This window comes from Salinicola sp. CR57, assembly GCF_003206585.1.
Lineage (GTDB): Bacteria > Pseudomonadota > Gammaproteobacteria > Pseudomonadales > Halomonadaceae > Salinicola > Salinicola lusitanus.
The window spans coordinates 1-23,585 of the sequence record NZ_PZJL01000013.1; the positions used below are offsets into that span (position 1 = coordinate 1).

Consider the following 23,585-nt stretch of genomic DNA (forward strand, 5'->3'; position numbering starts at 1 on the left):
GCCCGAAGCCCGAAGCTTCCGCCGATTCATCTATAACAAAAGCGTCTATTCAAAGACCATTTCGTCGTTTTCGAATTCCTGAGTAAAAGACTAAAGTATCGCCCATTCGATTTTAGTCTAAGGAAGGGGTTGTTTTATGACGACTTTGACGAAAACGGCGCCGCCCGGCATCGGCCGGCTCTCGCCCAAGGCGTGGATCGCCGCGCTGCTGCTTGCTCTCGGGGCGCTGACCGTCGGCCTCGCCTTCGGTGGCAATCAGGGCTGGCTGATGCTGGTCGGCGGCGGTCTGGGTGTCGTGCTCTACCACGCCTCCTTTGGCTTCACTTCGGCTTGGCGGGTGTTCATCACCGAGCGCCGCGGTCGTGGGCTGCGCGCACAGATGGTGATGCTGGCGCTGGCGGTGGTGCTGTTCTTCCCGGCACTGGGAGCGGGGACGCTGTTCGGCCATCCGGTCGAGGGGTTCGTCTCGCCCATCGGTATCTCCGTCATCGTCGGCGCCTTTCTGTTCGGCATCGGCATGCAACTGGGCGGCGGTTGCGCATCCGGCACGCTGTTCACCGTGGGTGGCGGCAACGCCCGCATGGTCATCACGCTGCTCTTCTTCATCGTCGGCTCGGTGATCGGCACGGCGCACTTTGCCTGGTGGCAGAGCCTGCCGGCGTTCCAGCCCACCTCGATGATCGATCTTTTCGGTACCGGGGGCGGTATCGCCGCCAGTCTGATGCTGTTTGCGGGCATCGCCGCCTTGACGGTGGTCATGGAGAAGCGTCGTCACGGGCAACTGGAGCAGACCTCATCGGTGGCGCCGGGACCGGGCCGCTGGCTGACCGGACCGTGGCCGATCCTGGCCGGGGCGATCGGCCTGGCGCTGCTCAACTTCCTGACGCTGTCATTGGCCGGCCGGCCCTGGGGAATTACCTCGGCCTTCGCGCTATGGGGCGCCAAGGCGTTCCAGGCTGTCGGCGGCGACGTCACCGCCTGGGGCTATTGGCAGAACCCCGGTCGTGCCGCTTCTCTCGACAGCAGCGTCTTCAGCGATATCACCACGGTGATGAACCTCGGCATTATCCTGGGGGCGGGCCTAGCGGCGTCTCTGGCCGGGCGCTTCGCCCCGAGCCTGCGGATTCCGCTGCGCTCGGTGGCGGCCGCCGTGATTGGCGGGCTGCTGCTGGGCTATGGCGCTCGGCTGGCGTTCGGCTGCAACATCGGGGCCTATTTCAGCGGTATCGCGTCCGGCAGCCTGCACGGCTGGCTGTGGCTGGTGGCCGCGTTCGCCGGCAACATGCTGGGGGTGCGGCTGCGCCCGCTGTTCTTCCCTGGCCCGGCCAAGCCGGTCGCGGCGAGCTGCTGAGCGACCGGGTAACGACCAGACGAGCCCCGCTACGGCGGGGCTTTTCGTGCGCCGTTACGTCTTTGGTAAGGGTTTCCATGGCGGACATGCCATCGGCGGCAGCAGATGGCATACTGGTCGGCCCCCGGGCAGCTTCGGCTCGCTCGGGGCGTCCGTCCGGTTGCGTGGCAGCCGCACGGTCGATAACGACAATGCGCCATCGGGCCCACACCAACGACCGGTGAGATCGCCCGTCCGACAGGCGCGTTTCATTCGTTGGTTACCGCGAGAGTCGATTCATGTCCGATCACGCCAAGCGCCCGCTTTACATCCCCTACGCGGGGCCGTCGCTGCTGGAAACGCCGCTGCTCAACAAGGGCAGCGCCTTTACCCGCGAAGAACGGGTCGAGTTCAATCTGGTGGGTCTGCTGCCGCAGAACGTCGAGAGCATCGAAGAGCAGCTCGAACGGGCCTACCACCAGTACACGCTGTGCCAGAACAACCTTGACAAGCATATCTACCTGCGGGCGATCCAGGACGACAACGAGACGTTGTTCTTCCGCCTGCTGGAAGAGCATCTCGAGGAGATGCTGCCGATCATCTACACCCCGACGGTGGGCGAGGCGTGCGAAGAGTTTTCCAATATCTATCGCAACCATCGTGGCCTGTTCATCTCCTACCCCGACCGCCATCGGATGGACGACATCCTGCGCAGCGCGACCAAGGACAAGGTGCGCGTGATCGTGGTCACCGATGGCGAACGCATCCTCGGCCTCGGCGATCAGGGCATCGGCGGTATGGGCATTCCGATCGGCAAGCTCTCGCTCTACACCGCCTGTGGCGGCATCAGCCCGGCCTACACGCTGCCGATCACGCTGGATGTCGGCACCAACAACCAGAAGCTGCTCGACGATCCGATGTACATGGGCTGGCGCCACAAGCGCGTGTCGCCGGACGAGTATGCCGAGTTCATCACCCTGTTCATGGAGTCGCTGAAGGCTCGCTGGCCCAACGTGCTGCTGCAGTTCGAGGATTTCGCGTTGACCAACGCGATGCCGCTGCTGGAGCGTTATCGGGACGAGCTCTGCTGTTTCAACGACGATATCCAGGGCACCGCCTCGGTCTGCGTGGCGACGTTGCTGGCCTCGTGCAAGGCCAAGAACGCCAAGCTCAGCGAGCAGACCATCACCTTCGCGGGAGCCGGGTCCGCCGGCTGCGGGATCGCCGAGCAGATCGTGATTGCGATGACGCGCGAAGGCTTGTCGGAAGCCGACGCCAGAAAACGCATCTTCATGGTCGACAAGGATGGCCTGCTGACCAGCGATATGGAGGGGCTGCACAGCTTCCAGCAGCGGCTCGCCCACGATCCCGCCGAGTTGGGCTTCGACAGCGATACCCGCCTGTTGCTCGACGTGGTCCGCAACGCCAAGCCGACCATCCTGATCGGCGTCTCCGGCCAGCGCGGCCTGTTCACCGAGGAGGTGATCAAGACGCTCAACGCCAACTGCGAGAATCCGCTGATCATGCCGCTCTCCAACCCCACGTCCAAGGTCGAGGCGGTTCCGCAGGACGTGCTGGAATGGACCAACGGACAGGCGATGGTGGCGACGGGGAGTCCGTTCCCTCCGGTGGAGATCGATGGCCGCACGATCCCCATTGCCCAGTGCAATAACTCCTACATCTTTCCGGGCATCGGCCTTGGCGTGATTGCCGCCAATGCGACGCGTGTCACCGACAACATGCTGATGGCGGCGTCCAATGCGCTCGCCGACAGCGCGCCGATCGTCAAGACCGGCGAAGGCGCACTGCTGCCGGCGCTGGGTGACATTCGCGAGATCAGCCAGCTGATCGCCTTCGCTGTCGGCAAGCAGGCCCAGACCGACGGTGTCGCGCTTTCGTCCAGCGACGAAGTGCTGTGGGACGCGATCCATGGCCACTTCTGGTACCCGCGTTATCGGCAGTATCGTCGGCGTTCGATCTGATGTCGTGAGCTACGAGCTACGAGCTACGAACAAGCCCCGCCCGAGAGCGGGGCTTGTTCGTTGATGGATATTTCTCTCCACGCTCGAGAGGTGGCAGCCTTCGACGCCTCCGCAATAGCGCTGAACGCGGGAGCGATGAATCGGGTCTTGCGACATGGATGTCGCAAGAGGCGCGTTGGGCAGGATGCCCTTTTGCGCCGACCCGAATTCAGCGTGACTGCGTTCAGGGTTTCGCTATTGCGCTGCGTCAAGAAGGGGAGTGTGAGGGACTTGCCCCTCACGACCATGAGCAGAAGGGAGGTTGGTGCCCGGTCAGTGGTAAATACGAGGAGATGAAATGAGTCGCCTCGTCCGTTTGGCACAGGATCCACAAAAAAGCCCCACCAATCGGTGGGGCTTCGCTGCCTTCTGTGCAAACTACGCGTTGCGCGCTTACAGCATGCTGCGCAGGACGTAGTGGAGGATGCCGCCGTGGCGGTAGTACTCCAGTTCGTTGGCGGTGTCGATGCGGCACAGGGCATCGATCTTCTTCTCGCCCTTGTCGCTTTCGATGGTCACCTTGACGCTGGCGCCCGGGGTCAGGTCCGCCAGACCTTCGATGGAGATGGTCTCGTCGCCGGTGAGCCCCAGCGTCTCGCGACTTTCACCCTCGGGGAACTGCAGCGGCAGCACGCCCATGCCGATCAGGTTGGAGCGGTGGATACGCTCGTAGGATTCGGTGATGACCGCGCGCACGCCGAGCAGCCGCGTGCCCTTGGCCGCCCAGTCGCGGGAGGAGCCGGTGCCGTACTCCTTGCCGGCGATGACCACCAGCGGGGTGTCGTCCTCGGCATACTTCATTGCCGCGTCGTAGATCGACATCTGCTCGCCGCTGGGCACATGCCGGGTGTAGCCGCCCTCGACGTTCTCCAGCATCTCGTTGCGGATACGCACGTTGGCGAAGGTGCCGCGCATCATCACCTCGTGGTTGCCGCGACGCGAGCCGTAGGAGTTGAAGTCCTTCACCGAGACGCCATGCTCCTGCAGATACTTGCCGGCGGGGCTGTCCGGCTTGATCGAGCCGGCCGGCGAGATGTGGTCGGTGGTGACGGAGTCGCCCAGCTTGGCCAGCACGCGGGCATTCTTGACGTCTTCGACCGGCTTCGGCTCCTTGTCCATTCCCTCGAAGAACGGCGGGTGCTGGATGTAGGTGGAGTCCTTGGACCAGGCGTAGACCTCGCTCTCCGGGAACTCGATCGACTGCCAGGCCTCGTCGCCGTCGAACACCTCGGCGTACTCCTTGCGGTACATCTCGGTCTTGACCTTCTCCACCGCCTCGGCGATCTCGGCCTGGGAGGGCCAGATGTCCTTGAGGTAGACGTCGTTACCGTCCTGATCCTTACCCAGGGGCTCCTTCGACAGGTCCTTGCGGACGTTGCCGGCCAGGGCGTAGGCGACGACCAGGGGCGGTGAGGCGAGCCAGTTGGTCTTGACCAGCGGGTGCACGCGGCCTTCGAAGTTACGGTTGCCGGAGAGCACCGAGGCGACGGTGAGATCGCCGTCGTTGACCGCTTTCTCGATCGGCTCGGGCAGCGGCCCGGAGTTGCCGATACAGGTCGTGCAGCCGTAGCCCACCAGGTTGAAGCCGAGCGCGTCGAGGTCGTCCTGCACGCCGCCCGCGGCCAGATAGTCGGTCACCACCTTGGAACCGGGGGCCAGCGAGGTCTTGACCCACGGCTTGGTGGTCAGCCCTTTTGCCTTGGCTTTCCGCGCCAGCAGGCCGGCGGCCATCATCACGCTGGGGTTGGAGGTGTTGGTGCAGGAGGTGATCGCGGCGATCACTACCGCGCCGTGGTTGAGCGAGAAGGTCTCGTCGTCGTAGGTCACCTCCTGGCTGTCGCCGGTGCGGTAATCCGCGCCGCTGGTGTAGGCCTCGCCGTCGGCGGGCGGCGCACCGATGGCAGTATCGCCGCCTTCACCGGTCCACTTGGCCTTCTCTTCGTGGGAGGCATCCGGTTGCTCGCCGGCCATCAGGGATTCGAAGGTCGACTTCATGTCGGCGAGCGCGACCCGGTCCTGAGGACGCTTGGGGCCGGCCAGCGAGGCTTCGACTTCATCCATGTCCAGTGCCAGCGAGTCGGTGAACGTCGGCTCCGCTCCCGGCTCGCGCCAGAGTCCCTGGGCCTGGCTGTAGGCCTTCACCAGCTCGATCTGATCTTCGTCGCGACCGGTCAAGCGCAGGTAGTTGAGCGTCTCGTCGTCGACCGGGAAGAAGCCGCAGGTGGCACCGTATTCCGGGGCCATGTTGGCGATGGTGGCGCGATCTGCCAGCGGCAGGTCGTCGAGGCCGTCGCCGTAGAATTCGACGAACTTGCCCACCACGCCTTTCTTGCGCAGCATCTGGGTGACGGTCAACACCAGATCGGTGGCGGTGATGCCTTCCTTGAGCTTGCCGGTCAGCTTGAAGCCGACGACCTCGGGGATCAGCATCGATACCGGCTGGCCGAGCATGGCAGCTTCGGCTTCGATGCCGCCGACGCCCCAGCCGAGAATACCCAGGCCGTTGATCATGGTGGTGTGGGAGTCGGTGCCGACCAGCGTATCGGGGAAGGCGTAGGTCTTGCCGTCGACCTCCTTGGTCCAGACCGTCTTGCCGAGATACTCCAGGTTGACCTGGTGGCAGATGCCGGTGCCCGGCGGCACGACACGGAAATTGTCGAACGCCTTCTGACCCCAGCGCAGAAATTCGTAGCGCTCCAGATTGCGTTCCATCTCCATGGCGACATTGTCCTTGAACGCGGACGCATCGCCGAAATGGTCGACCATGACGGAGTGATCGATGACCAGATCCACCGGCGACAGTGGATTGATCCGCTCTGCCTTCGCGCCAAGCTTCTTGACGGCATCGCGCATGGCGGCCAGATCGACCACGCCGGGGACGCCGGTGAAGTCCTGCATCAGGACCCGCGCCGGGCGATAGCCGATTTCACGGGTCGATTTGCCCTCCCTGAGCCAGTCGGCCAGCGCCTGGATATCCTCTTCGGCCACGGTGGCATCGTCGGCGTAGCGCAACTGGTTTTCCAGCAGGACCTTGAGCGTCATCGGCAACTTGTCGATGTTGCCGAGCGTTTCGGCCGCCTTGGGCAGACTGTAGTAGTGAAACGTCGTGCCGTTGACGTCGAGCGTCGCTAGCGTGTGACTCGGGTCGGTAGACATCAGGGTTATCCTCCTCATGGCGGCGGCTGGCCTCGATGATCGGCGCCAGCCAGCCTGTCAGGTTCCTTAGCTACGATCCGACAGCGTTCCCGGCTGTCGACCGCCTTTCGATGGGGTGTCTTTACACCGCTCTTGTATCTGAATTTGCCTGGGCTTCGCTACCGCACTGAAACCGGTCTCGCGAGAGACCCGATAGTCGTCGGCATCGACCCTGCGACTGTCGGACGAACAGGTTGTCGACAATCATCATGGGCACGATAACATGCATTTTCAATTGGATGCTTCACGACTATCGTCCGGTGCGGCCTTGAAAGCGTATCCGATCGCCACCAACTTCAGCGTAGTTGGTGGAGAGACACCCTGCAGGTCAAGCGTAAGGCTGGAGATGACCCATGCCACAGGATTCACTCGTCGATTGGCCCGTTCACTGTCCGTACTGCGATGCCCCCTTTTCCTTGTTGCTGGATCTGAGCGCGGGCGGTTACGACACCTGGGAGGATTGCGCCATCTGCTGCCAGCCGATCCATGTCGTGGTGGAGACAACGCTCTCCGGGGAGCTGGAAGGGGTGACGCTGGCCAGCGACGACGACGTGGTATAGGTCTCGGCTTGATAGCGCGCGTGGCAAGATTTGATAGTCAATTGCTATATGATTCATTGCGCCAATCAAATTGGCCCATCAGTGGTTAGTCTTTAGTCTAGCCACTTCACAATTTGCCATCACATAACGACTCAACACAGGAGATGCCAATGAGCGTACTCGTAGGACGCCAAGCCCCGGATTTCGAAACTGCCGCCGTGATGCCGGATGGTTCCATCAAGGATGACTTCCGGCTGTCCGACAGCAACGGCAAGCTGCGCGTGCTGTTCTTCTGGCCGCTGGACTTCACCTTCGTCTGCCCGTCCGAAATCATCGCCCATGACAATCGTCTGGCGAAGTTCAAGGAGCTCGGCGTCGAGGTGATCGGTGCTTCCATCGATTCCCAGTACACGCACCACGCCTGGCGCAAGACCTCGCCGGACGCGGGTGGTATCGGCGAAGTCGGCTTCCCTGTCGTGGCCGACGTCAAGCACGAGATCTGCCAGGCCTACGGCATCGAGCACCCGGAAGCCGGTGTCGCCCTGCGCGCTTCCTTCCTGATCGATGAAGATGGCGTCGTTCAGCACCAGACGGTCAACAACCTGCCGCTGGGTCGCAACGTCGACGAGATGCTGCGCATGGTCAAGGCACTCAAGTACCACCAGACTCACGGCGAAGTCTGCCCGGCGGGCTGGGAAGAGGGCCAGGAAGGTATGAAGGACACAGCCGAAGGCGTGGCCAAGTACCTGGGCACCTACGCCGGCAACCTGTAAACGGCATGATTTCAGAGGCGGCCCGTCGGGCCGCCTTTGTCGTTTCTGGTATCATGCCCGCCTATCGCGGTGTCCTGTGGCATGGCTCGGGTTCGGGACATGCCACAGGGTATCGAATAGCAATACGCCAACCGAATCGTTGATCTGAATCGAGGTAGTCATGAGCGACGCGCGTCACGAACGTCTGATTATTCTGGGCTCCGGGCCGGCAGGCTACACGGCCGCGGTCTATGCCGCGCGGGCGAACCTCAGGCCGTTGCTGATCACCGGCATGCAGGCCGGTGGCCAGTTGACGACGACCACCGACGTGGACAACTGGCCCGGCGACGATGAAGGGGTGCAGGGGCCGGAGTTGATGGAGCGCATGCGCAAGCATGCCGAGCGCTTTCAGACCGAAGTGCTGTTCGACCACATCAACGAGGTCGAGCTGCGCGAGAAGCCGTTCACCCTCAAGGGCGACAATGGCACCTATACCTGCGACGCTTTGATCATCGCCACCGGCGCCAGCGCCCGCTATCTGGGTCTCCCTTCCGAGCAGCAGTTCATGGGGCAGGGCGTGTCGGCCTGCGCGACCTGCGACGGCTTCTTCTATCGCAACCAGCATGTCGTCGTGGTCGGTGGTGGCAATACGGCGATGGAAGAGGCGCTGTATCTCTCCAATATCGCCTCGAAGGTTACGCTGGTGCACCGGCGCGACAGCCTTCGGGGAGAGAAGATTCTGCAGGATCGCCTGTTCGAGAAGGTCGAGAACGGCAACATGGCGATCGAGTGGAACCATACGCTCGACGAGGTGCTGGGCGACGGCAGCGGGGTCACCGGGGCGCAACTTCGTTCCACGTTGACAGGCGAGACCAAGCAGCTCGATGCCATGGGTGTCTTCATCGCCATCGGTCATACCCCCAACACCGGGATTTTCGAGGGCCAGCTCGATATGGCCAACGGTTATATCCGTGTCCAGTCCGGTCTGGAGGGCAATGCCACGGCGACCAGTGTTCCTGGCGTGTTCGCCGCCGGCGACGTCATGGATCATGTCTATCGCCAGGCCATCACCTCCGCCGGTAGCGGTTGCATGGCGGCGCTGGACGCGGAGCGGTTTCTGGACGGCCTCGATTGAGGCAGGCCATCTCCGCCCACGACGAAGCCCGGCCGATGCCGGGCTTCGTTGCGTCAGAGCGGTGAACGGCGGCGGTCGTGATCAGTAGTGCGGCGGCAGCTCGTCCTCGGGGCGTGGCACCTCGCCGCCCAGCTCGTCGATGGCCTGGCGCTGTTCGCTGAGCCGCTCGCGCATCAGCGCATTGACGCGGCCGAGCCGCTCGAGTTCTGTCGCCTGCTGTCTCACCAGGCGGTCGAGGGTTTCCAGCCAATCTTCCTGAAACGTCAAGCGGCTCTCGAGTGCATCGAGGCGAGCTTCCGAGGTCGTACGCGAGGGCGTCTCGACCGTGCTAGACTGCCGACGCTGTGTGTCATCTTCCATTCACGGCACCTTTAGTTAGTAAAAGTCGATTAATAGTTAGTGAAAGTCGATTAACGATATTGGGTATGAAGACCGTTTCCGCGTTGTTGAGAAGGCGCGGTACGTTTTCCTTGTTCCGACGTCCAGAGATATGAGAATCCATGAATAGCAAGGTAATTTTGCGTTGTACGCTGATCAGTCTACTCCTCTCGATACCCTCGCCATTGCTGATCGGTCTTTTGATCACGCTGATCAGCAGCATGCTGGCCACCGACCTGACCTGGTTCTTGAACGTGGAAGGGGTCTCGGCGATGTATGGGGCGACGGTGATCGCCGTCTTCATCGTGCTTTGGCTGGGCACGCTGGCCATGGCGCTGCTGGCGCCAGCGACCCCGCGGGCGGTCACGGCTGCCATGCTGGCGGACGTGGAGAACGACGATCGCGAGCTGGGTGAAGTCAAATGGTTCAATGTCAACAAGGGCTATGGCTTCATCACGCGGGCCGACGGTGAGGACGTGTTCGTACACTTTCGGGCGATTCGGGGCAAGGGCCACCGGACGCTCGCCGAAGGGCAGAAGGTGCGTTACTACGTGATCGAGAATGACCGCGGACTGCAGGCAGACGACGTGACCGTCATCACCTGAAAGCCGCGGCTGGAGTGCCCGAAACCCCCGGAGGCTTGCCTCCGGGGGTTTTTCGTTTCCTGCTCACGCCCCGGAGGCCGATGGCGTCTCGTCGACTCCCGCGCGCGCCTCAGCCTCGACGAATACCCGTTTGACGCCATCGTGGGCCTGCTTGATCTCCCGGTCGAGCTTGGCGATGGCACGCTCGATGCGCTCCGCCGTGGCGCCGCGAGCAAAGCGAACGCTGAGATTGACCAGGATGAAGTTGGGGCCCATGTGCATGGTCAGGACTTCGTTGACGCCTTCGACGCCATCGGCATCTCCCGCCAGCTGGCGAATGCTCTCGACCACGTGCTGGTTGGCGCTTTCCCCGATCAGCAGGCTCTTGGTCTCCATGGCCAGCCAGATGGCCGTGCCGCCGAGCAGCAGCCCGATGATGATCGAAGCGATGCCATCGAACAGCAGGATGCCGGTCCACTGCGACAGGGCAACCCCGGCGAGCGCGACCATCAGGCCGAGCAGCGCTGCGGAGTCCTCGAAGATCACCACGAACATGGACGGGTCCTTGCCGCGCTGTACCGCCTCGACGTAGCCCCACTTGCCCTTGGTCTTGCGAAACTCGTTGAGCGCGAATGCCCATGAGGCGCCCTCGAACAGGATACCCAGGCCGAGCACGATGTAGTTGACCAGCGGCGACTCGATCGGTTCGGGGTGCAGGATATGGATCACACCTTCGTAGAGCGAGACCCCGGAGCCGATCGCGAAGATCAGCAGCGCGACCACGAAGCTCCAGAAGTAGATCTCCTTGCCGTGACCGAACGGAAACTGAGGGCTCGGCGGTCGCTTGGCCCGCTTCATGCCCAACAGCAGCAGAATCTGGTTGCCGGTGTCCACCACCGAGTGGATGCCCTCGGAGAGCATGGCGGAGCTGCCGGTGATCGAGGCCGCGACGAACTTGGTGACCGCAATGAGCAGATTGCCGCCCATGGCGGCATAGATGACTGGCTTGGATTCCGCCATGTAGGTGACTCCCTGTCGGACCGGCCGCGTTCCGGCGGCGACGGCGTGGTCAGCGGCCCGAGTCGGGCCACTCTATGGTGTGCTCGTGACCGTCCGGCGTTACCTGCCAGAATCGGTCGGGATCGTCACCGGGCTGCCAGCCACCCAGCGAACAGCGGGCCTCGCAGCCCAGCTCGCGAGCGGCGTCGCGGGCGCAGTCGGTGTCTCGGGGCCAGGGCGTGGCGTCGCAGTCGAACCACAGGCTGGCGTAACCATCGGCGGCGCGTTCGACCAGCATGATGCCGACACCTGGCTCGGCGCCAGCGGTCCTGCCACGCCAGATCCCCTTGCCGGCCCGGCCCAGCGTCAGGTCATCGTCGCCGAGGGCCTGTCGCAGCCACCGGGTGATGGCCTCGACGTCGGCGACGGCCAGATAGATTTCGATATCAGGAAAACGCTCCATGGGTTCCTCTGGCGAACAGCCGCTCGAGTGTCGTCTCGTAGATGCGGCTCAGGGTATCGAGGTCGTCGGCACGGATGCGTTCGTTGACCTGGTGGATGGTGGCATTGACAGGACCCAGCTCGATCACCTGCGTGCCCAGTGTAGCAATGAAGCGCCCGTCCGACGTGCCGCCGGAGGTGGAAAGCGCCGGCCGATGGCCGGTGATCGCCTCGCAGGCACGTCGCGCCGCCTCGAGAAGCTCCCCCTCCGCGGTCAGGAAAGGTTCGCCGTTGAGGGTCCAGTCGAGCTGATAATCGAGCCCGTGGGCGGCCAGTTTCCGCTCGACCCGTTCGCGCAACTGGAGCTGGGTGACCTCGCTGGAGTAGCGAAAGTTGAAGGTCACCTCCAGTTCGCCGGGAACGACATTGGTGGCACCGGTTCCTGCATGCAGATTGGAGATCTGGAAGCTGGTCGCCGGGAAGAAGTCGTTGCCGGCATCCCAGGGCTCGTCGACCAGTTCGGACAGGAGTGACAACGCCTGGTGAATCGGGTTGCGGGCCAGTTGTGGATAGGCCACATGGCCCTGAATGCCGCGCACCCGCAGCACCCCGCCCAGCGATCCGCGGCGGCCGTTCTTGATCACGTCGCCCAGATGGCTGGTGGAGGAGGGCTCGCCGACGATGCAGTAGTCCAGCGGCTCGTGACGCTCACGCAGTCGCTCCACCACGGCCCGGGTGCCGTGCACCGCCGGGCCTTCCTCGTCGGCGGTGATCAGGAACGCGATTCTGCCGTGGTGGTCCGGATGGGCGGCGACGAAGCGCTCGACGGCCGTCACCATCGACGCCAGGCTGCCTTTCATGTCGGCGGCCCCGCGTCCGCAGAGAAAACCGGCCTCATCGATGCGCGGCTCGAATGGCGGGTACTGCCACTCGCTCTCCGGTCCGCTGGGCACCACGTCGGTATGGCCAGCAAAGGCGAGCATCGGGCCGTGCTGGCCCCGGGTGGCCCAGAAGTTGTCGATGCCGCCGATCGACATCCGTTCGATCTGGAAGCCGATGCGTTCCAGGCGCTCGATCATCAGCGCCTGGCAGCCGTGATCGTCCGGCGTCACCGACGGTCGCTTGAGCAGCTCCAGTGCCAGCGTCAGCGTGTCGGAGGGCGCGGTCGTCATTGACGCTTGGGGCATGCGGTTCTCCAGGGCAGCCGGTCGGGCCGGATCAATTGTGAGCGTGCAGCGATTCATTGAGGGCGACGGCGCTCTTGTTGGTGCGGCACTCCAGGCGCCCGGTCACCGAGTGACGAATGAACAGCAGATCGTCCTGGCCGGCGAGTTCGCGCGCGGCCACGGTCTGGACGGCTTCGCCCTGGTCGTCCAGGACGGTGACCTTGGAGCCCGCGGTGACGTAGAGGCCGGCTTCGACGGTGCAGCGGTCGCCCAGCGGGATGCCCAGGCCGGCATTGGCGCCGATCAGGCAGTTCTCGCCGATTCTGATCACCACGTTGCCGCCGCCGGAGAGCGTACCCATGGTGGAGCAGCCGGCACCCAGGTCGGAGCCTTTGCCGACGAAGACGCCGGCCGAGATACGTCCCTCGACCATGCCGGGGCCTTCGGTGCCGGCGTTGAAGTTGCAGAAACCCTCGTGCATGACCGTGGTGCCTTCGCCCAGATGGGCGCCGAGGCGTACGCGGGCGGTATCGCCGATCCGGATCCCCTTGGGCACGACGTAGTCGGTCATCTTGGGGAACTTGTCGACGCAGTCCACCGAGAGCGGGCGTCCGGCCAGGCGGGCCTTGAGCCGACGCGCGGGAAGTTCCTCGACGTCGATGGCGCCCTCATTGGTCCAGGCGATATTCCTGAGCAAGCCGAACATGCCGTCGAGCTGGGTGCCGTGGGGCTTGATCAGCCGATGGGAGAGCAGATGCAGCTTGAGATAGACCTCCGGCACGCTGGCCGGCGCATGGTCTTCGTCCAGGAACACCGCAACCAGGGGGCGCTTGGCATCGACGAACGTCTCCGCGAGGTCGGCCTGATCGGCGGCGCCGGCGGCCCGCAGCGCTTCTGCGAGGCCGGTTGCGTGCTCCGGCAGGAAACTGACGACTTCCTCGCCGGCATCGGCACCCAGGGCCTGGCGCGCGGCAGCGACGAGGTCGGCGGCGGGCTGATGCAGCGGCGCCGGATAGTAGACTTCGAGCCAGTCGCCCTGGCTGTTCTGGGTACCGATTCCTAGCGCGAAGCTCAACATCGCAGGTTCCTTATCGTGTTCGGTGAAGGTGTCGTGGAAGATCGTGGAGTCGGTGCGAACTCGACCGCTAGGCCAGCGTCGCGTAGCGGGCAGGGTCGAAACCGACAATCAGGGTGTCTTGGCCTGCAGGGTCGGTGCGCTGCAGTAGCGGACGCTTGATCAATGTCGGATTGGCCAGCATCAGTTCGCGAGCCCGCTCGGCGTCCAGCGGCTCCCGGTCCGCGGCATCGAGTTGCCGCCAGCTGGTACTGCGGGTGTTCAACAGCGTCTGCCAGTCGGCATTGGCCAGAAAGGTATCCAGTCGCTGCGGCCCGAGCCCATCCTCGCGGAGGTCGTGGTAACGATACGAGATGCCCAGCTCGTCGAGCCGGCGGCGGGCCTTGCGGCAAGTGTCGCAGGTCTTGATGCCGTAAACGGTGATGGTCATGTCGCTGGCCTGTCGGGCGCTGCCGGAGAAGCGGCAGATTATAGGCGCCCACGGACGGCGGCTCAAACCGCGCCGCCGTGGCGTCAGTCTCGTGTCGTTCGGGGCCTGGGCCGACCGGTGCCGATGGAACGGCAATCGAGCATCCCGGATCGCGCTTGACCCATGGGTAACGCTAGGGTGCTAGCGTCAGGTTTTTCCCGGGGAGAAACAGCGAATGATGACTTCGAAGTGCTGGTCGATCGGTATAGTAGCCGCCGGCTTGCTGGCTTTCGCCGCCAGTGGTCTGGCTCAGCCGCAGAGCGATGGCCATGGCGATCATCGGGTCCGTTCTGAATCGTCCGCCCAATCCAGCGAGGCCAGTGATGCCTACCGTGAGGCGGCGACCCGCATGCAGCACAACATGGAGCTGGCGAACAGCGGCGACCCGGATATCGATTTTGCCACCGGCATGCTGGCCCATCACATGGGGGCTATGGCGATGGCCAAGGTCGAGCTCGCCTATGGCAAGGATCCGGAGATGCGTGCGCTGGCCCAGAAGATCATCGAGGCCCAGCAGGCCGAGATCGAACAGATGCGGGCATGGCTGAAAGCCAACCCCGCACCGGTCGATTGAGGCGGTCTGGTTCCGGCGAGTCGGGCGCTAAACGTCCAGGACTTCGTAAAGACGCGCGCGCAGTCGTGCCTGGGCCTCGGGGTCGGTCAGCGGCCGTCCGTGCTTGTCGGTGATGAAGAACACGTCCTCGACCCGCTCGCCGAGAGTGGCGATCTTGGCCGTCGACAGCGCGATGTTCTGCTCCATGAAGATGCGGCCGACCCGAGCCAGCAGCCCCGGGCGGTCGGGGGCTATCAGCTCCAGCGAGGTGCGTGCGTTGGCGGGGTCCTGCTCGATGATCACCTCGACCGGCACCCGGAAGTGTTTCAGTTGCCGGGGTGTATGGCGGCTGACGATCTGCGGATAGTCGTCGGGGTCGTCGAGCTCCTCGACCAGGTGCCGGCGGATCGTCTCCAGCCGCGCAGGGTCGCGGATGGCATCGTCATCGTCATCGAGCAGGATGAAGGTGTTGAGCGTCCAGTCGTCGCTCGAGGTGGCGATTCGAGCGTCGTGGATCGACAGGCCTAGCTGTTCGATGGCGGCGGCCGTCGCGGCGAACAGGTCGTCGGCCGAGCGCGTATGAATGAACAGCTTGGTGCCACCCTCGGTCATGTCCTCGCTGGGGGCGCTGACCAGGACCAGAGGCAGGTGATCGTCGTGGTGGGCGAGAATGCCCTGGGTCTGCCAGACGATCTCGCTGGGGGTGTACTGCAGGAAGTAGTCCTCGCCGAAGGTCTGCCAGAGTTCCGTGACGCGGGTCACGTCGGCGCCGACGGTCCGCAGCAGCCCCAGCGCCTCCTCTCGGGTCTCGCTGACCCAGACCTGTCGATCGACGGTGTTGTCGAGCCCTCGACGCAGCACTCGGCGGGTCTCGGTGTAGAGCTGGCGCATCAGCGAGGCGCGCCAGCCGTTCCATAACGTCGGGTTGGTGGCGCTGATATCGGCGACGGTGAGCACGTAGAGATAGTCGAGATGGGTCTCGTCGCGCACGGTTCGGGCGAAGGCGTGGATCACGTCCGGATCGGAGATGTCGCGTTTCTGTGCCGTCTTCGACATCAGCAGGTGGTGTTCCACCAGCCAGGCCACCAGTTGCGTGTCCCAGCTCGACAAGGCATGGCGGCGGCAGAACTCGGCGGCATCGATGGCGCCGAGTTCCGAGTGATCGCCACCGCGCCCCTTGCCGATGTCGTGATAGAGCCCGGCAATCCACAGCAGTTCGAGCTTGGGCAGCTTCTGGATCACATCGATGGCGACGGTATATTCGTCGGTGTCCCGCTCCTCGCGAAAACGCTGCAGGAAACTGAGCAGGCGCAGGGTATGCGCGTCGACGGTATAGATGTGGAAAAGGTCGTGCTGCATCAGGCCGACGGCCTCGCCGAATTCGGGCAGGTACTTGCCCAGTACCCCGTATCGATTCATGCGAGTCAGCTGGGTGGGGACGTCGCCGCCGCTGCGCAGCAGTTCCATGAACAGGCTCTGGTGGCGCAGATCGTCGCGGAAAGCGTCGTCGATCAAGTGACGGTGGTCGCGAATCTGACGGATGGTATCGGCCCGCACGCCCTCGATCTCCGGATGCTGGGCCATCAGCAGAAACAGTTCCAGCAGCGCGCCGGGGCGCCGCAGGAAGACGTTGGGGTGGCGAAGCTGGATATAGCCGCCCCGGCTTTCGAAGCGCGCATTGATCGGCTTGACCTCGAGCGCCTCGCCGGCGTGGAGGATCACTTCGTCGAAATGCTGCAGCAGCATGTCGTTCAGTCCGGCCAGGGCGGTGACGTGGCGGTAGTAGGCCTTCATGAACTGCTCGACGGCCAGTCGCTGTGGGGTGTCGGTGTAGCCGAACAGCTTGGCCAGGGCGCGTTGGTGGTCGAACAGCATGCGATCCTCGGCGCGTCCGGCAATCATGTGCAGGGCGTAGCGCACCTGCCACAGGAACGCCTGGCCCTGGCTCAGGATCCGCAACTCGGCATCGTTCATGAAGCCCTGTGCGACGACATCCTCGTAACGCAGCGGACCGAAGTGGCGCTTGGCCACCCAGCCGATCATCTGGATGTCGCGCAGGCCGCCCGGCGCGCTCTTGAGGTTGGGCTCGAGGTGGTACTCGGAGTTGTTGTGCTTGTAGTGGCGGGCGATCTGCTCCTGCCACTTGCCCTCGAAGAACGCTGCCGACGACCACATGTGGTGGGTGGAAAGGCGCTCCCGCATGGCGCTGCGCAGTGTCTCCGGGCCCGCCAGGGTACGGGTCTCCAGCAGGTTGGTGATGACCGTGATGTCGCTTTGGGCTTCCCGCTCGCAGTCATTGAGCGAGCGCACGCTCTGCCCGACCTCTAGGCCGATATCCCACAGCAGGGTAATGAAGCCGGTCAGTGACTCGCGATAGGGCGTGTCGTCGTCCGTACCGAGCAGCAGCAGCAGGTCGATGTCGGAATAAGGGTGCAGCTCTCCGCGGCCGTAACCGCCAACGGCCAGCAGGGCGACGTTGTCGTCCGGCCACTCGAACCGCTCCCAGGCGATCTCGAGCAACCGGTCCAGGCACCAGGCACGGCCGTACACCAGGTCGCGAACATCGGCGCCAGCGCGAAAACGCTCGTCGAGGCGCTCGCGGATCGTCTTCAGCGCCAGCTTGAACAGCGCGACGGGTTGGGAGTCGCACGCCAGCGCCTCACGGAAGGCCGCTGCATCGAATAGTGTTTCGTCGGGTTGAAAACGGTAGTGATGCAGCAGCATGCGACGGGCGTCTCCGGAGGTGGGGCGGCAGGCAGGCGACGATCAGTCCGTCAGGAAGCCGAAGTCTTCATCGGAGCGGGCCGTCAGGACCTCTACGCCGGAAGCGGTGACCAGCAGGGTGTGTTCCCACTGTGCCGACAGGCTCTTGTCCTTGGTCACTGCCGTCCAGCCGTCCTTCAACACCTTGGTACGGTAGCCACCGGCATTGAGCATCGGCTCGATGGTCAGGCACATGCCTTCGGCGAGTTCGGCATCGGCTTCCGGTGCGTAGCCGTCATAATGCAGGACCTGCGGCTCCTCGTGGAAGCCTGCGCCGATACCGTGACCGCAGAAATCCCGGACCACGGAGTAGCCGGCCTTTTCGGCGTGGTTCTGGATCACCCGGGCGATGGTCGACAGCCTGGCGCCCGGTTTCACTTCGGCGATACCTTTATAGAGGCTCTCCTGGGTGACCCGGCTCAGGCGCTCCCCCTGGATGGTGTCGCCGAGCACGAACATCATGCTGCTGTCGCCGTGGTAACCGTCGGCGGTCTTCACGGTGATGTCGATGTTCATGATGTCGCCACTCTTGAGCTTCTTGTCGAAGTCGGGGATGCCGTGGCAGACGACATGATTGATCGAGGTGCAGATCGACTTGGGGAAGCCGTGATAGTCCAAGGGGGCCGGGGTGGAACCCAGTTCCTTGACGATGAAGTCGTGACACAGGCGGTCGAGCTCGCCGGTGGAAACGCCGACCTGCACGTGCGGGATGATCATCTCGAATACTGCAGCGGCCTGGCGGCCGGCTTCGCGCATTTTTTCGATCTCGTCGGGCGTCTTGCGTGGAATGTTCATGCGCTCTCGCAATGGGGGGTCGATAGGGGCGATGGCGTGTCTCGGGCAGCGGTCGGCTGTCCCCGGTGTTGCCGGGCTTCAGGGAAACACTGCATAAAGGGTGGCGCGGGCGAATCACTGCGTTGGCGGTGCCGGTCCGATCGGAATCCTCACTATACCCCGCAGGCTCCGGTTTCCGTGCTCCGTTCGCCCTGTGGTTCATCCCGCTCGCCGATTCATTCAGTGTTTCCTTAGACGACCGGCGACTTCATCTTGCCTGCGTTCTATGGTATAAATCCGCGCGCTCGACTGCAATTGCCCGTCTACCGGTTCCGGCAAAGATGGCCGATCTGGCTTCCGGCAGGCATCTTTACGCTGTCGCCAGGGTGGTCGAGTCAGTAGCGGCGACGATCTTCGAACGAAGGTCGCGTCATCAAAAAACACACACGCACCGACACATGGTCCCGGGTGCCGCGACGGTCTAGCCGAGCGGTCGGATCCATGGGGTGTGTGGAGGCCTAACCCGATTCTTCAGGAGTCATCATGGCACAAGTCAACATGCGCGATCTGCTCAAGGCAGGCGCACACTTCGGTCACCAGACCCGTTACTGGAACCCGAAGATGGGGCAGTACATCTTCGGTGCACGTAACAAGATTCACATCATCAACCTCGAGCATACGCTGCCGGCACTGCTGGAAGCGACGAGCATCGTCGAGAAGATGGCCTCTTCCAACAACAAGATCCTGTTTGTCGGCACCAAGCGTTCCGCCAGCAAGATCATCAAGGAAGAAGCCAATCGCGTTGGTCAGCCGTTCGTTAACCATCGCTGGCTGGGCGGCATGCTGACCAACTACAAGACCATCCGCCAGTCGATCAAGCGTCTGCGCGAGCTCGAGACCATGCGCGAAGATGGTACGTTCGAGAAGCTGACCAAGAAAGAAGTGCTGATGGCGACTCGTGAGCAGGACAAGCTCGAGCGCTCCATCGGCGGTATCAAGGAGATGGGCGGTCTGCCCGACGCACTGTTCGTGATCGACGTCGATCATGAGCGCATCGCGATCAACGAAGCCAACAAGCTCGGCATTCCGGTGATCGGTGTCGTCGACACCAACTCCAACCCGGATGGCGTCGATTACGTCATCCCGGGCAACGACGACTCCATTCGCGCCATCCAGATCTATGTGCAGGCGATCGCCGACGCCTGCGGCAAGGCGAAGGAAGGTCGTCCCGACGAGTTCGTCGAGGTGAGCGAGACCAGCGAAGCCGCTCAGTAATCGAGAAAACGGCATCGAGTCTGCGCTGAGCATGCTCCCGCAGGGCGGCAGTCGGTCCGCCGGTATCGGCGCAGACACAAGGGGGCTCCATAGCCCCCTTTTCACACCCGGAGCGACGCTCTCGTGGCGTCGTTCGTCAGACGAAACAGCGATTCTCAGGGGTAGAACATGGCAGCTATCAGCGCTTCTCTAGTCAAGGAACTGCGTGAGCGTACCGGTCTCGGCATGATGGAATGCAAGAAGGCACTGACCGAAGCCGACGGTGACATCGATCGCGCGATCGAGGATCTGCGCAAGAACTCCGGTCTGAAGGCCGCCAAGAAAGCGGGCCGGACGGCCGCCGAAGGTGCGATCCTGACCCGCGTCGCCGAAGACGGCAGCTACGCCGCGATGCTGGAAGTCAACTCGGAGACCGATTTCGTTTCTCGTGACGACAACTTCAAGAGCTTTGCCTCCAAGGTGCTGGCCAAGGTATTCGAGACCAAGTCCGAAGACGTTGCGGCCATCATGGACGGCGAGTTGGAAGATGCTCGCAACCAGCTGGTGCAGAAGATCGGCGAGAACATCTCCGTGCGTCGCGCGGTCGTCGTCGATGCACCGGAAGGCGGCGTCGTGGGTGCCTATGTCCATGGCGATCGTATCGGTGTATTGAGCGTGCTCAAGGGCGGCAACCCGGAAGTGGCCAAGGATGTCTCCATGCACGTGGCCGCGATCAACCCGGTCGTCGCGCGTCCGGAAGATATGCCGCAGGCCCAGCTCGACAGCGAGAAGGCGATCATCCTGGCCCAGCCGGACATGGCCGGCAAGCCAGAGCAGATCGCCGAGAAGATGGTCCAGGGTCGCCTCAAGAAGTACCTGGCGGAGAACAGCCTGACCGAACAGCCTTTCGTCAAGGATCCGAACCAGACCGTTGCCGAGTACGCCAAGACGGCAGGTGGCGAAGTGGTTGGCTTCACGCGCTTCGAGGTTGGTGAGGGCATCGAGAAGGAAGAGGTCGATTTCGCCAAGGAAGTGATGGAACAGGCTCGCCGTAGCTGAGTTTCCGATAGTGCCTGGGACCGTGCTCGGGGCTCATGCCTGTGGCCGATCCCTCTGATGGCGTGCGCGAAAGCGCACGCCATCGCGTATCCGGCGGATGAGAAGATCGTCTGCCACCTGCCGAATCCGACTCGTCAAACCAGGAGAGAGCGTCATGCCTGAAGTCATTGATCGACCCAGCAAGCCCAATGAGCGTAGCGACAAGTCGAAGTACAAGCGCATATTGTTGAAGCTTTCAGGCGAGGCGCTGACGGGGGAGCAGGATTTCGGCATCGACCCCAAGGTGCTCGATCGCATGGCGCTGGAAATCGGCCAACTGGTGGGGATCGGTGTCCAGGTCGGTATCGTCATCGGCGGCGGCAACCTGTTCCGGGGTGCAGCGCTGCACGCAGCGGGCATGGAGCGGGTCACCGGTGACCACATGGGGATGCTGGCCACGGTGATGAACGCCCTGGCGATGCGCGATGCGCTGGAACGTTCCAATATCCGCTCGCGAGTGATGTCGGCAATCCCCATGAGCGGGGTCGTCGAGCACTACGATCGGCGCACCGCGATCCGTTACCTCACCTCTGGCGACGTCGTCATCTTCTCTGCCGGTACGGGCAATCCCTTCTTCACGACCGACTCGGCCGCCTGTCTGCGGGGCATCGAGATCGACGCCAACGTCGTGGTCAAGGCCACCAAGGTCGATGGTGTCTACGACAAGGATCCGGTCAAGCACCCGGAAGCCGTCAAGTACGAGCGTTTGAGTTACGATGACGTGCTGGACCAAAAGCTGGGGGTGATGGATTTGACCGCTATCTGCCTGGTACGGGACCATGACATGCCGGTTCGCGTCTTCGATATGACCAAGCCCGGAGCACTGTTGAATCTGGTGGTCGGTGGGCGAGAAGGCACGCTGATTGATTGAGGTTTAGGACATGATCGACGATATCAAGAAAGACGCTGGCGCACGCATGCAAAAGAGCCTGGATGCGCTTCAGAGCAATTTCCATAAGATCCGCACCGGCCGGGCGCACCCGAGCATACTGGATGCGGTGATGGTGGAGTACTACGGCAGCCAGATGCCGATCAACCAGGTCGCCAACATCACGATCGAGGATGCTCGGACACTGGCCGTGACGCCGTGGGAGCGCCCGATGGTGCCGAAAGTCGAGAAGGCGATCATGACCGCCGATCTCGGGCTCAACCCGGCTACTGCCGGCAACGTGATTCGCGTGCCGATGCCCCCGCTGACCGAGGAGACGCGGCGCAACTATATCAAGCAGGCGCGTGCCGAGGCCGAAAACGCCAAGGTTGCGATCCGCAGTATTCGCCGCGACGCCAATGGCGATCTCAAGACGTTGCTCAAGGACAAGGAGATCACCGAGGATGACGAGCGTCGCGGAGAAGAGGAAATCCAGAAGTTGACCGACAAGCACGTCAGCGAGATCGATCGGCTGCTGGAAACCAAGGAACATGACCTGATGCAGGTATGAGGGTTCGGGCGCTCGATGGCTTTGGCACGCGGGCGCCGCCACCCACCTGTCTTGCGAGCTATCATGACAGACACGCAGTCGCGTGACGTCCAAGCGATGCCGTCGATGCCCCGCCATGTGGCGATCATCATGGACGGCAACAATCGCTGGGCGCGCGCCAGAGGGCTCTCCAGCGCACAGGGACATCGCGCTGGAGTGGAGTCGTTGCGCGCCGTCATTCGGCGGGCGGCGGAGCAGCGTATCGAGACCCTGACACTATTCGCCTTCTCGAGCGAAAACTGGCGTCGTCCTTCGGCGGAGGTCGGTGCGCTGATGGAACTTTTCATGCTGGTGCTCAAGCGCGAGGTGAAGAGGCTTCATGAGAACGGGATCCGCCTGAGCATCATCGGCGATCGCCGCCGCTTCTCGTCGTCCCTGCAGAAGCACATGAGTCGTGCCGAGGCGTTGACTCGCGACAACTCCGGGATGCATCTCGTCGTGGCTGCCAACTATGGCGGGCGCTGGGATATCGCGTCCGCCGCGCAGCGGCTGGCGCGCAAGGTCGCCGATGGGCTCATCACTCCCGAGGCCGTGGATGAAGCGGCGCTGGACCGCGAGGTGTGCCTGAGCCAGGAACCGCCCATCGACCTGTGTATCCGCACCAGTGGGGAACAGCGGATCTCCAACTTCCTGCTGTGGCAGCTTGCCTACGCGGAGTTCGTGTTTGCCCCGGAACTCTGGCCCGATTTCGATGGGGCCGCCTTCGATGCCGCACTCGAGGCGTTCCAGCAGCGCCAGCGCCGTTTCGGCATGAGCCAGCAGCAGGTCGAGGTTCAGGGTGCTTAAACAACGGATACTGACGGCGCTGGTACTGGCGCCACTGGCTCTCGGCGGTTTGTTCGGCCTCTCCGGGGGCGGCTTCGCCGTCTTCACCGCGTTCGTGCTGCTGCTCGGGGCCTGGGAATGGGCGCGTCTGGCGGGATTCGACGAGGTCAAGCCGCGACTGCTCTACACTCTCGGTCTCGGGTTGCTGCTGGTGATCGCATGGTGGTCGGGGTGGGCCGAGGCGCGTTGGCCGCTATGGGTCGGCGCGCTCGGCTGGTTGGCCAACGCCTGGTGGGTCTCTCGCTATCCCGGCGCCACCGGGCAGTGGCAGCCGCCGGTGCTTCGTCTGTGCATGGGCATGTGGGTGCTGTTGCCTTGCTGGGTCGGGCTTTACCAACTTCGCCAGCAGGGTAGCGAGTGGTTGCTGTTCGTGTTGCTGCTGGTCTGGGTGGCGGATATCGGGGCCTATTTTGCCGGACGCCGTTATGGCCGCCGCAAGCTGGCGCCGAGCGTCAGTCCGGGCAAGTCGTGGGAGGGCGTCTATGGCGGCTGGGTCGCGGTCGCGCTGCTGGTGCTCGTCTACACGGTGTGGCTGGCGCTTGACCTCGGTCAGGCGCTGGCCCTGCTGATCGTCGCGCTGGTGGTGGCTTTCATCTCCGTCATCGGAGACCTGCTCGAGAGCATGCTCAAGCGCTTTCGTGGCTTGAAGGACTCCAGTCACCTGCTGCCGGGCCACGGTGGCATCCTCGATCGTATCGACAGCTTGACGGCTGCCGTTCCTCTCTTCGCTTTGATCCGCCCCTGGCTGGGATAGCA

General features: G+C 63.4%; 22 protein-coding genes. 13 read left to right on the forward strand and 9 right to left on the reverse strand.

The genetic code is table 11. From position 1 onward, the window contains the following. The first annotated feature begins 136 nt into the window (after window positions 1-136). Together DOM56_RS17900 and DOM56_RS17905 are read left to right on the forward strand one after the other, a co-directional pair. Window positions 137-1,351 (forward strand): YeeE/YedE family protein, encoded by a 1,215-nt coding sequence (locus DOM56_RS17900; RefSeq protein WP_110710382.1) that lies wholly within the window; start codon window positions 137-139, stop codon window positions 1,349-1,351. 278 nt (window positions 1,352-1,629) lie between these two features. Next, window positions 1,630-3,312, forward strand: a complete 1,683-nt coding sequence (locus tag DOM56_RS17905; RefSeq protein ID WP_110710383.1) for an NAD-dependent malic enzyme — start codon at window positions 1,630-1,632, stop codon at window positions 3,310-3,312. 432 nt (window positions 3,313-3,744) lie between these two features. On the opposite strand, the gene acnA is transcribed toward DOM56_RS17905, so the two are convergent. Continuing rightward, the gene (acnA, locus tag DOM56_RS17910; protein WP_110710384.1) at window positions 3,745-6,507 is read right to left on the reverse strand and encodes an aconitate hydratase AcnA; all 2,763 of its coding nucleotides are present in this window, start codon (window positions 6,505-6,507) and stop codon (window positions 3,745-3,747) included. 392 nt (window positions 6,508-6,899) lie between these two features. On the opposite strand from acnA, the gene DOM56_RS17915 reads away from it, so the two are divergent. The 3 genes from DOM56_RS17915 to trxB all read left to right on the forward strand — a co-directional run bounded on the left by DOM56_RS17915 (window position 6,900) and on the right by trxB (window position 8,972). Continuing rightward, window positions 6,900-7,106, forward strand: a complete 207-nt coding sequence (locus DOM56_RS17915) for a CPXCG motif-containing cysteine-rich protein (RefSeq protein ID WP_110602206.1) — start codon at window positions 6,900-6,902, stop codon at window positions 7,104-7,106. Between the two features lie 149 nt (window positions 7,107-7,255). Continuing rightward, window positions 7,256-7,858, forward strand: coding sequence for a peroxiredoxin (locus tag DOM56_RS17920; RefSeq protein ID WP_110602207.1), 603 nt, complete (start codon window positions 7,256-7,258; stop codon window positions 7,856-7,858). A gap of 160 nt (window positions 7,859-8,018) precedes the next feature. Then, the gene (trxB, locus tag DOM56_RS17925; RefSeq protein WP_110710385.1) at window positions 8,019-8,972 is read left to right on the forward strand and encodes a thioredoxin-disulfide reductase; all 954 of its coding nucleotides are present in this window, start codon (window positions 8,019-8,021) and stop codon (window positions 8,970-8,972) included. An 81-nt stretch (window positions 8,973-9,053) separates the two neighbouring features. Here the strand turns inward: trxB and DOM56_RS17930 are convergent, their stop codons facing one another. Continuing rightward, window positions 9,054-9,332 (reverse strand): SlyX family protein, encoded by a 279-nt coding sequence (locus DOM56_RS17930; RefSeq protein WP_110710386.1) that lies wholly within the window; start codon window positions 9,330-9,332, stop codon window positions 9,054-9,056. Window positions 9,333-9,472: 140 nt separating this feature from the next. Between DOM56_RS17930 and DOM56_RS20055 the strand changes: the two genes are divergently transcribed. After that, window positions 9,473-9,955 (forward strand): cold shock domain-containing protein, encoded by a 483-nt coding sequence (locus DOM56_RS20055; RefSeq protein WP_110710387.1) that lies wholly within the window; start codon window positions 9,473-9,475, stop codon window positions 9,953-9,955. A gap of 63 nt (window positions 9,956-10,018) precedes the next feature. Here DOM56_RS20055 and DOM56_RS17940 read toward each other — a convergent pair whose 3' ends face one another. The 5 genes from DOM56_RS17940 to DOM56_RS17960 all read right to left on the reverse strand — a co-directional run bounded on the left by DOM56_RS17940 (window position 10,019) and on the right by DOM56_RS17960 (window position 14,045). Beyond that, window positions 10,019-10,954 carry a cation diffusion facilitator family transporter gene (locus DOM56_RS17940; RefSeq protein WP_110710388.1) on the reverse strand — a complete coding sequence of 312 codons (936 nt, stop codon included), beginning with the start codon at window positions 10,952-10,954 and terminating at the stop codon, window positions 10,019-10,021. A gap of 49 nt (window positions 10,955-11,003) precedes the next feature. After that, window positions 11,004-11,396, reverse strand: a complete 393-nt coding sequence (locus tag DOM56_RS17945; protein WP_110710389.1) for a hypothetical protein — start codon at window positions 11,394-11,396, stop codon at window positions 11,004-11,006. Further along, on the reverse strand, window positions 11,380-12,561 hold the full coding sequence (gene dapE / locus DOM56_RS17950) for a succinyl-diaminopimelate desuccinylase (protein ID WP_110710390.1): 1,182 nt from the start codon (window positions 12,559-12,561) through the stop codon (window positions 11,380-11,382). The genes DOM56_RS17945 and dapE overlap by 17 nt, the downstream gene beginning before the upstream one ends. A gap of 31 nt (window positions 12,562-12,592) precedes the next feature. Continuing rightward, window positions 12,593-13,618 (reverse strand): 2,3,4,5-tetrahydropyridine-2,6-dicarboxylate N-succinyltransferase, encoded by a 1,026-nt coding sequence (gene dapD / locus DOM56_RS17955; protein WP_110710391.1) that lies wholly within the window; start codon window positions 13,616-13,618, stop codon window positions 12,593-12,595. A gap of 67 nt (window positions 13,619-13,685) precedes the next feature. Next, complete coding sequence (locus tag DOM56_RS17960; RefSeq protein ID WP_110602219.1) at window positions 13,686-14,045, reverse strand: ArsC family reductase; 360 nt, start codon at window positions 14,043-14,045, stop codon at window positions 13,686-13,688. 214 nt (window positions 14,046-14,259) lie between these two features. Between DOM56_RS17960 and DOM56_RS20060 the strand changes: the two genes are divergently transcribed. Further along, on the forward strand, window positions 14,260-14,658 hold the full coding sequence (locus DOM56_RS20060; RefSeq protein ID WP_110710392.1) for a DUF305 domain-containing protein: 399 nt from the start codon (window positions 14,260-14,262) through the stop codon (window positions 14,656-14,658). A gap of 27 nt (window positions 14,659-14,685) precedes the next feature. On the opposite strand, the gene DOM56_RS17970 is transcribed toward DOM56_RS20060, so the two are convergent. Together DOM56_RS17970 and map are read right to left on the reverse strand one after the other, a co-directional pair. After that, window positions 14,686-17,361, reverse strand: a complete 2,676-nt coding sequence (locus DOM56_RS17970) for a [protein-PII] uridylyltransferase (protein WP_110710393.1) — start codon at window positions 17,359-17,361, stop codon at window positions 14,686-14,688. A 42-nt stretch (window positions 17,362-17,403) separates the two neighbouring features. Continuing rightward, window positions 17,404-18,195: a type I methionyl aminopeptidase gene (gene map / locus DOM56_RS17975; RefSeq protein WP_110602224.1), complete on the reverse strand. Its 792-nt coding sequence runs from the start codon at window positions 18,193-18,195 to the stop codon at window positions 17,404-17,406. 522 nt (window positions 18,196-18,717) lie between these two features. Here map and rpsB point away from each other — a divergent pair. The 6 genes from rpsB to DOM56_RS18005 all read left to right on the forward strand — a co-directional run bounded on the left by rpsB (window position 18,718) and on the right by DOM56_RS18005 (window position 23,583). Then, complete coding sequence (rpsB, locus tag DOM56_RS17980; RefSeq protein WP_110602225.1) at window positions 18,718-19,449, forward strand: 30S ribosomal protein S2; 732 nt, start codon at window positions 18,718-18,720, stop codon at window positions 19,447-19,449. Between the two features lie 168 nt (window positions 19,450-19,617). Next, on the forward strand, window positions 19,618-20,487 hold the full coding sequence (gene tsf, locus DOM56_RS17985) for a translation elongation factor Ts (protein ID WP_110710394.1): 870 nt from the start codon (window positions 19,618-19,620) through the stop codon (window positions 20,485-20,487). Window positions 20,488-20,641: 154 nt separating this feature from the next. Continuing rightward, complete coding sequence (pyrH, locus tag DOM56_RS17990; RefSeq protein WP_110602227.1) at window positions 20,642-21,397, forward strand: UMP kinase; 756 nt, start codon at window positions 20,642-20,644, stop codon at window positions 21,395-21,397. Window positions 21,398-21,407: 10 nt separating this feature from the next. Next, complete coding sequence (frr, locus tag DOM56_RS17995) at window positions 21,408-21,965, forward strand: ribosome recycling factor (RefSeq protein WP_110602229.1); 558 nt, start codon at window positions 21,408-21,410, stop codon at window positions 21,963-21,965. Window positions 21,966-22,028: 63 nt separating this feature from the next. Beyond that, entirely contained in the window at window positions 22,029-22,790 is a 762-nt protein-coding gene (gene uppS / locus DOM56_RS18000) for a polyprenyl diphosphate synthase (protein WP_110710395.1), read from the forward strand. Beyond that, complete coding sequence (locus DOM56_RS18005) at window positions 22,783-23,583, forward strand: phosphatidate cytidylyltransferase (protein ID WP_110710396.1); 801 nt, start codon at window positions 22,783-22,785, stop codon at window positions 23,581-23,583. The genes uppS and DOM56_RS18005 overlap by 8 nt, the downstream gene beginning before the upstream one ends. Window positions 23,584-23,585: the final 2 nt, after the last annotated feature.

Bases quoted from the DNA above. Each gene is read 5' to 3' on its own strand.
- DOM56_RS17900 (WP_110710382.1), top strand. From the start codon at position 137: ATGACGACTTTGACGAAAACGGCGCCGCCCGGCATCGGCCGGCTCTCG.
- DOM56_RS17905 (WP_110710383.1), top strand. From the start codon at position 1,630: ATGTCCGATCACGCCAAGCGCCCGCTTTACATCCCCTACGCGGGGCCG.
- acnA (WP_110710384.1), bottom strand. From the start codon at position 6,507: ATGTCTACCGACCCGAGTCACACGCTAGCGACGCTCGACGTCAACGGC.
- DOM56_RS17915 (WP_110602206.1), top strand. From the start codon at position 6,900: ATGCCACAGGATTCACTCGTCGATTGGCCCGTTCACTGTCCGTACTGC.
- DOM56_RS17920 (WP_110602207.1), top strand. From the start codon at position 7,256: ATGAGCGTACTCGTAGGACGCCAAGCCCCGGATTTCGAAACTGCCGCC.
- trxB (WP_110710385.1), top strand. From the start codon at position 8,019: ATGAGCGACGCGCGTCACGAACGTCTGATTATTCTGGGCTCCGGGCCG.
- DOM56_RS17930 (WP_110710386.1), bottom strand. From the start codon at position 9,332: ATGGAAGATGACACACAGCGTCGGCAGTCTAGCACGGTCGAGACGCCC.
- DOM56_RS20055 (WP_110710387.1), top strand. From the start codon at position 9,473: ATGAATAGCAAGGTAATTTTGCGTTGTACGCTGATCAGTCTACTCCTC.
- DOM56_RS17940 (WP_110710388.1), bottom strand. From the start codon at position 10,954: ATGGCGGAATCCAAGCCAGTCATCTATGCCGCCATGGGCGGCAATCTG.
- DOM56_RS17945 (WP_110710389.1), bottom strand. From the start codon at position 11,396: ATGGAGCGTTTTCCTGATATCGAAATCTATCTGGCCGTCGCCGACGTC.
- dapE (WP_110710390.1), bottom strand. From the start codon at position 12,561: ATGCCCCAAGCGTCAATGACGACCGCGCCCTCCGACACGCTGACGCTG.
- dapD (WP_110710391.1), bottom strand. From the start codon at position 13,618: ATGTTGAGCTTCGCGCTAGGAATCGGTACCCAGAACAGCCAGGGCGAC.
- DOM56_RS17960 (WP_110602219.1), bottom strand. From the start codon at position 14,045: ATGACCATCACCGTTTACGGCATCAAGACCTGCGACACTTGCCGCAAG.
- DOM56_RS20060 (WP_110710392.1), top strand. From the start codon at position 14,260: ATGATGACTTCGAAGTGCTGGTCGATCGGTATAGTAGCCGCCGGCTTG.
- DOM56_RS17970 (WP_110710393.1), bottom strand. From the start codon at position 17,361: ATGCTGCTGCATCACTACCGTTTTCAACCCGACGAAACACTATTCGAT.
- map (WP_110602224.1), bottom strand. From the start codon at position 18,195: ATGAACATTCCACGCAAGACGCCCGACGAGATCGAAAAAATGCGCGAA.
- rpsB (WP_110602225.1), top strand. From the start codon at position 18,718: ATGGCACAAGTCAACATGCGCGATCTGCTCAAGGCAGGCGCACACTTC.
- tsf (WP_110710394.1), top strand. From the start codon at position 19,618: ATGGCAGCTATCAGCGCTTCTCTAGTCAAGGAACTGCGTGAGCGTACC.
- pyrH (WP_110602227.1), top strand. From the start codon at position 20,642: ATGCCTGAAGTCATTGATCGACCCAGCAAGCCCAATGAGCGTAGCGAC.
- frr (WP_110602229.1), top strand. From the start codon at position 21,408: ATGATCGACGATATCAAGAAAGACGCTGGCGCACGCATGCAAAAGAGC.
- uppS (WP_110710395.1), top strand. From the start codon at position 22,029: ATGACAGACACGCAGTCGCGTGACGTCCAAGCGATGCCGTCGATGCCC.